The organism is Streptomyces sp. NPDC020983 (assembly GCF_044333485.1).
Taxonomy (GTDB): domain Bacteria; phylum Actinomycetota; class Actinomycetes; order Streptomycetales; family Streptomycetaceae; genus Actinacidiphila.
The window spans coordinates 126,897-139,724 of the sequence record NZ_JBIRRA010000008.1; the positions used below are offsets into that span (position 1 = coordinate 126,897).

Annotated in this window: 14 protein-coding genes; 12 read left to right on the forward strand and 2 right to left on the reverse strand. The window is 73.0% G+C overall.

Annotated features, from left to right (window positions below; all coding sequences use genetic code 11):
• Positions 1-202: 202 nt before the first annotated feature.
• The 11 genes from ACH4SE_RS19545 (at position 203) to htpX (ending at position 10,810) form a co-directional block, all read left to right on the forward strand.
• Positions 203-571, forward strand: a complete 369-nt coding sequence (locus tag ACH4SE_RS19545; RefSeq protein WP_398544664.1) for an NADH-quinone oxidoreductase subunit A — start codon at positions 203-205, stop codon at positions 569-571.
• Positions 562-1,188, forward strand: a complete 627-nt coding sequence (locus ACH4SE_RS19550) for an NADH-quinone oxidoreductase subunit B (RefSeq protein ID WP_398544665.1) — start codon at positions 562-564, stop codon at positions 1,186-1,188. Before ACH4SE_RS19545 ends, ACH4SE_RS19550 begins: the two co-directional genes overlap by 10 nt.
• Complete coding sequence (locus ACH4SE_RS19555; RefSeq protein WP_398544666.1) at positions 1,185-2,120, forward strand: NADH-quinone oxidoreductase subunit C; 936 nt, start codon at positions 1,185-1,187, stop codon at positions 2,118-2,120. The genes ACH4SE_RS19550 and ACH4SE_RS19555 overlap by 4 nt, the downstream gene beginning before the upstream one ends.
• On the forward strand, positions 2,117-3,079 hold the full coding sequence (locus ACH4SE_RS19560; protein WP_398544667.1) for an NADH-quinone oxidoreductase subunit H: 963 nt from the start codon (positions 2,117-2,119) through the stop codon (positions 3,077-3,079). The genes ACH4SE_RS19555 and ACH4SE_RS19560 overlap by 4 nt, the downstream gene beginning before the upstream one ends.
• Before the next feature lie 3 nt (positions 3,080-3,082).
• The gene (locus tag ACH4SE_RS19565) at positions 3,083-3,664 is read left to right on the forward strand and encodes a NuoI/complex I 23 kDa subunit family protein (RefSeq protein WP_398544668.1); all 582 of its coding nucleotides are present in this window, start codon (positions 3,083-3,085) and stop codon (positions 3,662-3,664) included.
• Positions 3,661-4,281 (forward strand): NADH-quinone oxidoreductase subunit J, encoded by a 621-nt coding sequence (locus ACH4SE_RS19570; protein WP_398544669.1) that lies wholly within the window; start codon positions 3,661-3,663, stop codon positions 4,279-4,281. The genes ACH4SE_RS19565 and ACH4SE_RS19570 overlap by 4 nt, the downstream gene beginning before the upstream one ends.
• Positions 4,281-4,682: an NADH-quinone oxidoreductase subunit NuoK gene (gene nuoK / locus ACH4SE_RS19575; RefSeq protein WP_398544670.1), complete on the forward strand. Its 402-nt coding sequence runs from the start codon at positions 4,281-4,283 to the stop codon at positions 4,680-4,682. Before ACH4SE_RS19570 ends, nuoK begins: the two co-directional genes overlap by 1 nt.
• Entirely contained in the window at positions 4,679-6,667 is a 1,989-nt protein-coding gene (locus ACH4SE_RS19580) for an NADH-quinone oxidoreductase subunit L (RefSeq protein ID WP_398544671.1), read from the forward strand. The genes nuoK and ACH4SE_RS19580 overlap by 4 nt, the downstream gene beginning before the upstream one ends.
• A 9-nt stretch (positions 6,668-6,676) precedes the next feature.
• Positions 6,677-8,242, forward strand: coding sequence for a NuoM family protein (locus ACH4SE_RS19585; RefSeq protein ID WP_398544672.1), 1,566 nt, complete (start codon positions 6,677-6,679; stop codon positions 8,240-8,242).
• Positions 8,242-9,801 (forward strand): NADH-quinone oxidoreductase subunit N, encoded by a 1,560-nt coding sequence (locus ACH4SE_RS19590; RefSeq protein WP_398544673.1) that lies wholly within the window; start codon positions 8,242-8,244, stop codon positions 9,799-9,801. Before ACH4SE_RS19585 ends, ACH4SE_RS19590 begins: the two co-directional genes overlap by 1 nt.
• A gap of 151 nt (positions 9,802-9,952) precedes the next feature.
• Entirely contained in the window at positions 9,953-10,810 is an 858-nt protein-coding gene (gene htpX / locus ACH4SE_RS19595) for a zinc metalloprotease HtpX (RefSeq protein WP_398544674.1), read from the forward strand.
• A gap of 32 nt (positions 10,811-10,842) precedes the next feature.
• Here the strand turns inward: htpX and ACH4SE_RS19600 are convergent, their stop codons facing one another.
• A complete protein-coding gene (locus ACH4SE_RS19600; RefSeq protein WP_398544675.1) occupies positions 10,843-11,247 on the reverse strand; it encodes a YccF domain-containing protein in 405 nt (134 codons plus the stop codon).
• Positions 11,248-11,567: 320 nt separating this feature from the next.
• Here ACH4SE_RS19600 and ACH4SE_RS19605 point away from each other — a divergent pair, with 320 nt between their 5' ends.
• Positions 11,568-12,029, forward strand: a complete 462-nt coding sequence (locus ACH4SE_RS19605) for a peroxiredoxin (RefSeq protein ID WP_398544676.1) — start codon at positions 11,568-11,570, stop codon at positions 12,027-12,029.
• A 256-nt stretch (positions 12,030-12,285) separates the two neighbouring features.
• On the opposite strand, the gene ACH4SE_RS19610 is transcribed toward ACH4SE_RS19605, so the two are convergent.
• Complete coding sequence (locus ACH4SE_RS19610) at positions 12,286-12,774, reverse strand: YajQ family cyclic di-GMP-binding protein (protein ID WP_075017196.1); 489 nt, start codon at positions 12,772-12,774, stop codon at positions 12,286-12,288.
• Between the last annotated feature and the right edge of the window lie 54 nt (positions 12,775-12,828).

Sequence of the window (12,828 nt, forward strand, 5' to 3'; positions counted from 1 at the left end):
GGTGGGTGGGCCGGGGTGGGGTTATCCCCAGGTGGCCGCCCCACCCGGGACCGCGGGCCGGGACGCGGCGGGGAGCGGCGGAGGGGCCAGGGCCTAGACTCCCTCCGTATAGATCGGCTAAAGATCCCGCCGGAACGCTGGACAGCGGTGGTCGCGGCCGATCGGTGAACGAGCGTACGAGTCGAACGAGGGGCGGACGGACGTGGACTACTTCCACGGCTACGCGGTCGTCGGCCTGGTCGCGGTCGTCGGCGTGCTCTTCGTGTCCGTCGCCTTCGCGTCCGGCCGCCTGCTGCGCCCCGTCGTGCCGACGCCGGAGAAGATGCTCACGTACGAGTGCGGGGTCGACCCGGTCGGCGGCGACTGGGCGCACACCCAGGTCCGCTACTACGTCTACGCCTACCTCTACGTGATCTTCGCCGTCGACGTGATCTTCCTCTTCCCGTGGGCGACGGTCTTCGACGCCCCCGGCTTCGGCACGGCGACACTGGCGGAGATGTTCGTCTTCCTGGGCTTCCTCGCCGTCGGGCTGCTCTACGCGTGGAAGAAGGGCGTGCTGGAATGGACCTGACCCCGGCGGAGGGCGGCGCCCGCCCGGAGCGCGCCCCCGAGACGCTGCCGGAGCCGCGCCGGCTGGGCCCGCTCGCCCGGCTCGCGCCCGAGCCGCTCAAGGTGGTCCTGAACTGGGGCCGCCGCTACAGCCTGTGGGTCTTCAACTTCGGCCTGGCGTGCTGCGCGATCGAGTTCATCGCGGCCTCCATGGCCAAGCACGACTTCATCCGGCTCGGCGTCATCCCCTTCGCACCCGGCCCCCGCCAGGCCGACCTGATGGTCGTGTCCGGCACCGTGACCGACAAGATGGCCCCGGCGGTCAAGCGGCTCTACGAGCAGATGCCCGAGCCGAAGTACGTCATCTCCTTCGGCGCCTGCTCCAACTGCGGCGGGCCCTACTGGGACTCCTACTCCGTGACGAAGGGCGTCGACCAGATCATCCCCGTCGACGTGTACGTGCCCGGCTGCCCGCCGCGGCCCGAGGCGCTGCTCCAGGGCATCCTCAAGCTCCAGGAGAAGATCGCCCGCGAGTCGACGGGCGAGCGCTACGCCGCCCCCCGGCCCTCCGCGGGCGCGCTGGCGTCCGGCCTGGTCACCCCGCCGCCGGCACCCGGGCAGAGCGGGGACCCGGCATGACGGGGTGGCTGCCGCGCGAGGCCGCGGAGATCTTCGGCCCGCAGGCCGTCGCCGAGGAGGCGTACGGCCTGCTCACGGTGGACGTGCCCGCGTCCTCGTGGGTCGCGGCGCTCACCGCCGCCCGCGACGAACTGGGCTGCACCTTCTTCGACTGGCTGAGCGCCGTCGACGAGCCGGGCAGCGGCTTCCTGGTGTGCGCGCACGTGGCCGCGCTGAGCGACGGTCCCGGCCCCGTACGCCGCCTGCTGCTGCGGACGGCCGTCGGGTACGACGCGCCCGCCCTCGACACCGCGACCGGTGTCTACGCGGGCGCGGACTGGCACGAGCGCGAGACGCACGAGATGTTCGGCGTCGCCTTCACCGGCCACCCCGGGCTCGCCCCGCTGCTGCTCCCGGAGGAGTTCGAGGGGCACCCGCTGCGCAAGGACTTCGTGCTCGCCGCCCGCGTCGCCAAGGCCTGGCCCGGCGCGAAGGAGCCGGGGGAGTCGCACGACGGAGGGCCCAAGCGGCGGCAGATGCAGCCGCCGGGGGTCCCGGACCCGAACGAATGGGGCCCGCTCAAGGGGCAGCTCCCGGCCGCCCCGGCACGTCCGGCCCGCACCGCCCGCACCCCGCGGGCCGGGGCGGCGCCGGGCGCGGGCGCCGGGGAGCGCCCCCCGCGGCGCAACCGCAGCGCGAGCGACGGCTCCGCGAGCCAGACCGGCCCGCGGCCCCCCGCGGCTCCGGACGCCCCCCCGGCCCCGGACGCCCCCTGGCAGCGCCCCACCCGCCCGGCCCCGCAGGAGCCGAAGCCCGCGGCTGAGCCCCGGCCCGCCCCGGAGGAGCCGAAGCCCGCGGCCGAGCCGAGCCCGGCCCCGCAGGAGCCGAGGCCCGCCCCGGGTGAGCCGACCGACCCGAACGAACCGCCCTCGGAAGGAGGCGAGAGCGCATGAGCGACCCGCTCGACGTCCTTCTGCGGCTCGTCGCCGTCCTCGTCGTCTTCCTGGTCTTCCCGCTGCTGGTCGGCCAGGCCGAGCACAAGGTCATGGCGCACATGCAGGGCCGCCTCGGCCCGATGTACGCGGGCGGCTTCCACGGCTGGGCGCAACTCGTCGCCGACGGCGTGAAATTCGCCCAGAAGGAGGACATCGTCCCGGCCGACGCCGACCGCCGGGTCTTCCAGATCGCGCCCGCGGTGGCGCTGCTGCCGTATCTGCTCGTCCTCGTCGCCGTGCCGGTGGGCCCGGACGGCTTCGTCGGCGAGGCGGTGGACGCCGGGCTGATCTTCGTCCTGGCGGTGATGGGCGTCGGCGTGCTCGGCTCGCTCATGGCGGGCTGGGCGTCGGCCAACAAGTTCTCGCTGCTCGGCGGCCTGCGCACGGCGGCCCAGCTGCTGGCGTACGAGCTGCCCATGCTGCTGGCCGCGGCCTCCGTGGCGATGGCGGCCGGCACCCTGTCGCTGCCCGCGATCCTGGACGGCTACCACTGGTGGTGGACGCCCTGGCAGCTGGTCGGCGGCGCCGTCTTCTTCACCGCGGGCCTCGCCGAACTCCAGCGCCCCCCGTTCGACATGCCCGTCGCCGACTCCGAGATCATCTTCGGCGCCTACACCGAGTACACCGGCCTGCGCTTCGCGCTGTTCCTGCTCGCCGAATACGCCGGGATCGTGGTGCTGTGCGCCCTGACCACGGTGCTCTTCCTCGGCGGCTGGCACGGCCCGGGCCCGGACGGCATCGGCTGGCTGTGGACGCTGCTCAAGACCGCACTGCTGTCCTTCGTCGTCATCTGGCTGCGGGTCAGCTACCCGCGGCTGCGCGAGGACCAGCTGCAGAAACTCGCGTGGACCGTGCTCATCCCGCTCGCTCTCGCCCAGATCGCCCTCACCGGCGTCGTGAAGGTGGTGACCGCGTAAGCCATGGCGCCCGCGTCCCGTATCCCCGGATCCGGCCTCGCCAAGGGCCTGGCCGTCACGCTGCGCACCATGACCCGGCGCGCCGTCACCGACCAGTACCCCGACACGCTGCCCGACCTGCCGCCGCGCAGCCGCGGTGTCATCGCGCTGTTCGAGGAGAACTGCACGGTGTGCATGCTGTGCGCGCGCGAGTGCCCGGACTGGTGCATCTACATCGACTCGCACAAGGAGACCGCGCCGCCGGCCGCCCCCGGCGGGCGCGAGCGCAGCCGGAACGTCCTGGACCGCTTCGCGATCGACTTCTCCCTGTGCATGTACTGCGGTATCTGTATCGAGGTGTGCCCCTTCGACGCGCTGTTCTGGTCACCGGAGTTCGAGTACGCGGAAACCGACATCCGGGACCTCACCCACGAACGCGACAAGCTGCGCGCGTGGATGTGGACGGTGCCCGAACCGCCCGCGCTCGACCCCGCGGCCGAGGAGCCGAAGGAGATCGCCGCCGCCCGCAAGGCCGCCGAGAAGGCCGCGGCCGCGCGCGGCACCGGCGCCTCCGGCGGCACCGCCCCCGGAGGCGGCACCGCGTGAACCACACCTACGCCGTGCACGCCTCCTCCCACCCGGGCTTCCTCTCCCCGACCGGCATCGAGATCACCTTCGTCCTGGTGGGCCTGGCCACCCTGGGCGCGGCCGTGCTGACCGTCACGACCCGGCAGCTCGTGCACGCCGCCCTCTGGCTGGTCGTCGCCCTCGGCGGCACGGCCGTCGAGTACCTGCTGCTCACCGCGGAGTTCATCGCCTGGGTGCAGGTCCTCATCTACGTCGGCTCCGTCGTCGTCCTCCTGCTCTTCGGGCTGATGCTCACCAAGGCGCCGATCGGGCGCTCACCGGACGCCGACTCCGAGAACCGCCTCGTCGCCCTCGGTGTCGCGCTCGCCTCCGCCGCCACCCTGGTGTGGGTCGTGCTGGACGGCTTCCGCAGCAGCTGGATCACCCCGCACACCCAGCAGGGCACGGACCGCGACGGCGAGTCCGTCACCGTCACGATCACCAAGGGCTCCACCCGCCTCACCGGCGAGAGCCTCTTCCGCTACTGGGTGCTGCCCTTCGAGGCCCTGTCGGTGCTGTTGCTGGCCGCGCTGGTCGGCGCGATCGTGCTGTCCCGCCGCGGCAGGGCCGCACCCCGGCCAGAGGAGCAGCGCTGATGCACGTCGCCTATCCCGCCGTCCTCGCCGTCCTCCTCTTCTGCGTCGGCCTGTACGGGGTGCTCGCCCGGCGCAACGCGATCCTCGTCCTGATGTCCGTCGAGCTCATGCTCAACGCCGTCAACCTCAACCTCGTCGCCTTCGACGCCTGGCTCGGCGACACCCTGCACTCCGGCCAGGCGCTCACCCTCTTCACCATCACCATCGCCGCCGCCGAGATCGGCCTGGGCCTGGCCATCGTGCTGCTGGTCTTCCGGCACCGCGGCAGCTCCGACATCGACCGGCTCACCGCCCTCGCCGAACCACCGCCGCACGCCGGCGCCGGCGCCGGACCCCAGCCGCCGGACACGCCGCCCGCGGGGACCACCGCCGGCGACGGGAAGGCAGAGGCCACCGCGTGAACCTGACCGCCACCGCCGCGCTCGTCCCGCTGCTGCCCTTCCTGGGCGCGGCCGCCGGACTGCTGCTCGGCCGGCGCGCCCCCGGCTTCGTCCGGCCGCTCGCCGTGCTGCCCACCGCGGCCGCCTTCGTGCTCGCCGCCGTCACCGCCGCCCGGCAGGGCACCGGCGCGCCCACCGACGCCGCCCACCGGCTGACGGTCACCGGCTCGGTGCCGATCGACCTCGCCCTGCACCTGGACGGCTTCTCGGTGCTGACCGCCGTCCTCGTCGGCCTGGTCGCCACCTGCGTGCAGCTGTACTCCGTCTCCTACCTGCGGCACGACGCGCGCTACCCCTCGTACGCCGCCCTGGTCTCGCTGTTCACCGCCGCGATGCTGCTGGTCGTCTACACCGGCGACCTGATGGTGCTGCTCGTCGGCTGGGAGGTCATGGGCATCTGCTCCTACTTCCTGGTCGGGCACTACTGGGAGACCGAGGCCGCACGTGCCGCCTCGATCAAGGCCTTCCTCGTCACCAAGCTCGGCGACGTCCCCTTCCTCATCGGGGTGTTCGCGCTCGCCGCCGACGCGCACACCTTCCGGATCACCGGCATCCTCGACGCGGCCGCGCACGGGCGACTGCACCACCCGACCGTGATCGCGCTGCTGCTCCTCGCCGGAGTGGCCGGCAAGTCCGCGCAGTTCCCGCTGCACACCTGGCTGCCCGACGCGATGGCCGGTCCCACCCCCGTCTCGGCGCTCATCCACGCCGCCACGATGGTCGCCGCGGGCATCTACCTGGTCGCCCGGCTGCTGCCGGTCTTCACCGCGTCCGCCGCCGCGCTCGCCGTCCTCGCCGTGATGGCCGCCGTGACGATGGCCGGCTCCGCGCTCGCCGCCCTCGCGCAGGACGACATCAAACGCGTGCTCGCCTACTCCACGATCGGCCAGCTCGGCTACATGGCCGGCGCGCTGGCCGTCGGCGACCGCGACGCCGCCGTCTTCCACCTCCTGTCGCACGGCGCCTTCAAGGCGCTGCTCTTCCTGGGCGCGGGCGTCGTCATCCACGCCGCCGGCACCAACTCGCTCACCGCCATGTCCCGCATGGGCAGCCTGGGCAGGCGCGTGCCCGACGCGGTGTGGACGATGGGCCTGGCGCTGGCCGCGCTCGCCGCCCTGCCGCCGCTGTCCGGCTTCTTCTCCAAGGAGTCCGTGCTGCGCGCCGCCGAGCACGCCGCCTCCGGCGACACCGCGCACGTCCCCTCCGCGGTCGGCTGGACCGTGCTCGTCGCCGGTCTGCTGACGGCACTGCTCACCGCCGCCTACGCCACCCGCCTCTTCCTGCTCGCCTTCCGCGGCACCGGCCCCGACGCCCCCGACCACGGCCGCCAGCCCGCCGCCATGACCGGCGTGCTGTGGGTGCTGGCCGTCCCCACCGCCGCCTTCGGCGGCCTGGCCTACCGCGAGCTGCCCGACTGGTTCGGCGGCGCCCCGCTCGGCCCGACCCTGCTCACCTCCCTCCTCGGCACCCTCCTGGCCCTCGCCGGAGTCGCCGTCACCTACGCCGTCTGGTCCCGCGCGGCCGCGACCCGCCGGGCCGTACCCGCCGGAGCCGTCGTCACCGCCGACCCCGACGAGGAGCCCGCGCTCGTCGAGGCCGAGGCGATTGCCACGCACAAGGAGATCTACGGCGACATCGCCGCCGCCGACGACCCCGCCGACCCCGGCCGCAGGCTGCTCGGCCCGCTGCACCCGCTCGCCGCGCACGGCTTCCGCCTGGACGCCGTCTACGCCGCGCTCTTCGTCCGCCCCGTCCTGGCCGCCGCCTCCCTCGTCCGCTTCCTCGACCGCCAGGTCGTCGAGACCTACGTCCGCGGCGCGGGCGCCACCCCGGGGCTGCTCGGTGCGGCCGTCCGCAAGGCCCAGAACGGAAACGTCCAGACCTACCTCAGCGCGCTGCTGGCCGGTGCCGTGGTGCTCGCCGTCCTCGTCGCCGTCGGAGGCTGAGAGAAACCCGTGAACGACACCGCCCTCCAGTACGTCCTCGTGGCGCTCGTGGCACTGCCGCTGCTCGGCGCGGCCGGCGCCCTGCTCCCGCCACCGCCCGGTCTGAAGGGCCGCGGCCCCGACCAGGCCGTCCTGCGCCACGGCGTGACCGTCACCGGCGCCGTCCTGATCCTCGCGATCGTCCTCGCGGCCGGCTTCGACCACGACCACCCCGCGACGATGCAGGCCGGTACGGACGTCAGCTGGATCCCCGCCCTGCGGATCCACTTCCACCTCGGCGTCGACGGCATCTCGCTCCCCCTCCTCGTCCTGACCGCGCTGCTGACCTTCCTGTGCGCGCTCTACTCGTACTTCCACCTGCCGGCCGGCGGCTCGGCGAAATCCTTCGTCGCCCTGCTGCTCCTGCTGGAGACGGGCACGCTGGCCACCTTCGCCGTCCTCGACCTGATGCTCTTCTTCCTGGCCTTCGAGACGGTCCTCGTCCCGATGTACTTCCTGATCGCCCGCTGGGGAGGCGGCGACCGGGAACGCTCGGCCCTGCGCTTCATCGTCTACACGCTCCTCGGCTCCGTGATCATGCTGCTCGGCCTGCTCCTCATCGGGATCAAAGCGGGCACATTCGACATGGTGGCACTCGCCACTGACAACGGGTCAGGTCTCAGTCACTCCACGCAGGTCATCGCCGTTCTGGCCATCGGCCTGGGCCTCGCGGTCAAGGCCCCGATGTGGCCCCTGCACAGCTGGCTCCCGGACGCCCACACCGCCGCCCCCACCGTGGGCTCGGTGCTGCTCGCGGGCGTGCTGCTCAAGATGGGCACGTACGGCCTCGTCCGCATCGTGCTGCCCGACACGCCGGACGGCATACAGACGTTCGCCCCCTACCTCGCCGCCTTCGCGGTCGTCGGCATCGTCTACGGCTCGCTCGCCTGCCTCCAGCTCGCCCGCCAGGGCAACGGCGGCGACCTCAAACGCCTCGTCGCCTACTCGTCCGTCGGCCACATGGGCTTCGTGCTCCTCGGCATCGCCTCCCTGAACCCGACCGGCGTCAACGGCGCGCTCTTCGCCAACATCGCCCACGGCCTCATCACCGGCCTGCTCTTCTTCCTCGTCGGCGCCGTCAAGGACCGCTACGGCTCCTCCGACCTCGACCGGCTCGCCGGCCGCAGCGGCGCCGCCCTCTACGGACGCGCCCCGCGGCTGGGCGGGCTGCTCGCCTTCGCCGCCGTCGCCTCGCTCGGGCTGCCCGGCCTGGCCGGCTTCTGGGGCGAGATGCTCGCGATGTTCGGCTCCTTCGAACCCGCCGCCGATCTCAGCCGCCCCGCCTACCTGGTCTTCACCGCGGTCGCTGCCTTCGGCACCCTCCTCACCGCCGCCTACCTGCTGACCGTCGTCCGCCGGGTCTGCATGGGCGACAAGGAGACCACCGAGCTGCGCCCCGCCCTCGCCGACGTCCGCGGCTACGAATTCGCCGCCTGGACGCCGCTGGCCGCCCTGACCGTACTGGCCGGCCTGTGGCCCGCGGCCCTCCTCGGGCTCAGCGACCCGGCCGTACGCTCACTGCTCGGAGGCCACTGATGGCACCCGCCCACGTCTCGGCCTCCGGCTTCGCGCAGCACGTCGACTGGACGCCGCTCGGCCCCGTCCTCGTCCCGGCCGCCCTCGCCGTCGCCGTGCTGGTCGCCGACCTCTTCCTGCCGCCCGCCCGCAAGGTGCTGCTCGGCTGGATCACCGCGGCCGGCCTGCTCGCCGCCGGCCTCGCCCTCATCCCGCTGCGCGGCGGCCCGAGCGCGACCTTCTGCGCCATCCGCAGCGACAGCCCGCACACCGCCGACTGCTCCTACGTCACCGACCACTTCACCCTGGCGGTCCAGGCCCTCGTGCTCGGCGGCGCGCTGCTGACGGCCCTGCTGTCGATCAGCACCCTCGACGACATGCCCGCGGGCGAGTACTGGTTCCTGCTGCTGTCCTCCGTCACCGGCGCCGTGCTGCTGCCCGCCGCCCGCGACCTGGCCACGCTCGTCGTCGCCCTGGAGGTGACGACGCTGCCCGCCTTCGCGCTCGTCGGCCTGCGCCGCGACGACAGGCACTCCAGCGAGGCCGCGCTCAAGTTCTTCCTCACCTCGGTCACGGCGACCGCGGTCACACTGCTCGGCGTCAGCTTCGTCTACGCCTCCTCCGGCACCCTCTACCTCGCGCAGATCGGCTCCGCCCTCCCGCTCACCGACGCCGGCCCGCTCTACACCGTCGCGCACGTCGGCGTCGCCCTCACCCTCGTGGGCTTCGCCTTCAAGCTCGCCGTCGCGCCCTTCCACTTCTGGGTGCCCGACACGTACGCCGGGGCGCCGCTGCCGATCGCCGCGTATCTGTCGGTGGTCGGCAAGGCCGCGGGCTTCTCCGGGCTGATCCTGCTCGTCGTCGTCGCCTTCCGCCCGTACGCCCACGCATGGGGCCCGGCGATCGGGGTGCTGGCCGCGCTCACCATGACCGTCGGCAACGTCGGCGCCCTGCGGCAGCGGCCCGACGTCCCCCGCGGCGCCGTACGCCTGCTGGCCTGGTCCTCGATCGGGCAGGCCGGCTATCTGCTCGTGCCGATGGCGGCGGCCGCCTCCGCCGACGAGCCCGCGCACGAGATCGGCACCACGGTCGCGTACGCGCTCATGTACGCGGTGGTCAACCTCGGGGCCTTCGCCGTCGTCGCCCTCGTCGAGCGCACCGCCCCGCTCAGCCGGCTCACCGACTACCGCGCCCTCCACGGCCGCCGCCCCGCCGCGGCCCTCGCGCTCGCCTTCTTCCTGCTGTGCCTGGCCGGGCTGCCGCCCGGCGTGATCGGGCTCTTCGCGAAGGTCGCGGTCTTCTCGACGGCGGTCGGCACGCAGCACGGCTGGCTCGCGGTGGTCATGGCCGTGAACGTCGTCATCGCGCTCGTCTACTACCTGCGCTGGACGGCACTGCTCTTCGCCCGCGCCCCCGAGCCCGTCCCGGCACCCGCGGGGGAGGCGGGCGACGCGGAGGCGGCCGTGGCCCGTACGCCCGTCGCCCTCACCGCCGCGGTCGCGCTCACCGCGGCCGCGGGCCTGGCGCTGTCCGGCGCCCCGCAGCTCGTCCTGCGCTTCGCGCAGGGCAGCCTGCTCTGAGCGGGGCTCGCCGCCCCGGCCGGACGGCCATGCGTACGTGCCGGAAAGCACAAGGGAACTAGCGGCCCCCGGGTGGCGTTGAGCAGGGCAGGAGGTTTTCCTTAGGGGGAAGTCCCCCCAGGGCACACACCGCAGAATGTGGAGGGCGCACGTGCACCGCCGGCACAACGGGTTGAAGACGGCCGTACTCCTCGGCGGCCTGTCCGCACTCATCCTCGTCATCGGCAGCTTCTTCGGCAGCACCGGGCTCATCGTGGCGCTGGTCATCGCGCTCGGTACGAACGCGTACGCCTACTGGAACAGCGACAAGATGGCGCTGCGCGCGATGCGCGCCCGGCCCGTCAGCGAGATCGAGGCGCCCGCGCTCTACCGGATCGTCCGCGAGCTGTCGACGACGGCCCGGCAGCCCATGCCGCGGCTCTACATCTCGCCGACCGAGGCCCCCAACGCCTTCGCCACCGGCCGCAACCCGCGCAACGCCGCGGTGTGCTGCACCGACGGCATCCTGCGCATCCTCGACGAGCGCGAGCTGCGCGGTGTCATCGGCCACGAGCTGAGCCACGTCTACAACCGCGACATCCTCATCTCGTCGGTCGCGGGCGCGCTCGCCTCCGTCGTGGTGTTCCTCGTGAACTTCGCGTGGCTGATCCCGGTCGGCCGCTCCGACGACGACGACGGCCCGGGCATCCTCGGGATGCTGCTCATGATGATCCTCGGCCCGCTCGCCGCGTCCCTCATCCAGCTCGCCGTCTCCCGCTCCCGCGAGTACGAGGCCGACGCCTCCGGCGCCCGCCTCACCGGCGACCCGCTCGCGCTCGCCTCGGCGCTGCGCAAGCTCGACGCCGGCACCAAGCAGCTGCCGCTCCCGCCCGAGCCGCGGCTGGAGACGGCGAGCCACATGATGATCGCCAACCCCTTCCGGCCCGGCGACGCCTCGAAGCTCTTCTCCACCCACCCGCCCATGGCCGAGCGCATCTCCCGCCTGGAGGAGATGGCCGGCCACCGCTGACCGGCGCGGCGAGGGCGCCCGGGCCGCCGCGCTCAGCGGTACGCGAAGGCGCCCTCGTCGGACGGCACGATCTCGCGGCCCAGCGGCATCAGCGAGACGGGGATGAGCTTCAGGTTCGCCCAGCCGAACGGGATGCCGATGATCGACACGAAGAGCGGGATGCTCGTGAGCAGGTGCCCGAGCGCCAGCCACCAGCCCGCGAAGACCAGCCAGACCACGTTCCCGACGCAGGACGGCGCCCCGGCGTCCGGCCGCTCCACCGTCGTCCGCCCGAAGGGCCACAGGACGTAGCCCGCTATCCGCAGCGAGGCGATGCCGAACGGGATCGTCACGATGAGGACGAAGCAGATCAGCGCCGCCACGACGTAGGCCAGCGCCATCCACAGGCCGCAGAAGACCAGCCAGATCACGTTCAGTACGAGTCGCAACACACTCATGGCCTGCACCTTTCCAGGTCCGTCCGGCTCCATGCGCCCACTTCGTCCAGTATCGGGCCGTGCACTGACAGAGGGAAACGGAAGCGGCGCCCGGCGGCGCGGCGCGTGCCGTCCCGGACGGCGGGATTCCGCCCGGCCCCGTGCGGCGACGCCTCCCGGCGCGCCGCCGCCCGGCCGGTGCCGCCACCACGGCGCGCCCCGCGCCGGCCCGCCGCCCGCCGCACCGCGTACGGCCGCCCTGGTGCCCTCCGGACCCCGCGCCGCCCGGCGCCGTACCATCTCACACACGCCAACGCGGCTGCGACGTCGAGGAGATGGCCATGGGCACCCTGCAGGTGGGCGGCAAGGCACCGGACTTCACGCTTCCCGATCAGACGGGGAAGCAGGTGACGCTCAGCGGGATCCTGGGCGAGAAGGTCGTGGTGCTGTACTTCTACCCCAAGGACAACACGCGCGGCTGCACCGCCGAGGCGTGCAGCTTCCGCGACAGCTACGAGAGCTTCACCGCCGCGGGAGCCGAGGTGGTGGGCATCAGCTCGGACTCCGTCGCCACCCACGAGGGCTTCGCCGGGCGCCACGAGCTGCCGTTCGTCCTGCTGTCCGACCGCGACCGCGCGGTGCGCAAGCTCTACGGGGCCTCCGCGCTGGGCCTGCTGCCGGGGCGGATCACCTTCGTCATCGACAGGGAGGGCGTCATCCGGCACACGTTCTCGTCGATGACGAACATCGGCGGGCACATCGACGACGCGCTCAAGGTCGTCCGCGAGCTCCAGGCGCAGTAGCGGCCCCGGCAGGGAGCGGGCGTCCGGCGCGCCGTACGCCCGCCCTCCCCGTCCGTGCCCGTGCGTCCGCCTCACGCACCGCGACCTTCACCGGCCGGGCCGTGGCCCAGCCACCCCGAACCGCGGGTGTGGGCGGCCTCCGGGAATCCTCCCCGCACCGGCCTCTTCCCCGCCCACCCGCTCAGGAAGGGCCGGAAGACGGCGGCCCCGACGGCCCTGCGACGCCCCGCCCGCGCCCGGCCGCCACCGCGACGGCCTACCGGTAGTTGACGAACTGGAGTGCGAAGTCCAGGTCCTTGCCCTTGAGCAGCGCCTGCACGGCCTGCAGGTCGTCCCGGCTCTTCGAGCTGACGCGCAGCTCGTCACCCTGCACCTGGGCCTTGACGCCCTTGGGGCCCTCGTCCCGGATGATCTTCGCGACCTTCTTGGCGTTCTCCTGCGAGATCCCCTCCTCGATGGAGGCGAAGATCTTGTATTCCTTGCCGGACAGCTGCGGCTCACCCGCGTCCAGCGCCTTGAGCGAGATCCCCCGCTTCACCAGCTTCGTCTCGAAGACGTCCAGGATCGCCTTCACGCGCTCCTCGGAGTTGGCCTCCATGAGGATCTTCTCGCCCGACCACGAGATCGACGCCCCGACGTTCTTGAAGTCGTAGCGCTGCGAGATCTCCTTGGCGGCCTGGTTGAGGGCGTTGTCGACCTCCTGCCGCTCGACCTTCGAGACGATGTCGAAACTGGAGTCGGCCATCTTCAGTGGGCTCCTTGACTGTGTTCCATCGGCGATCACGTCCACGGCCCGTAC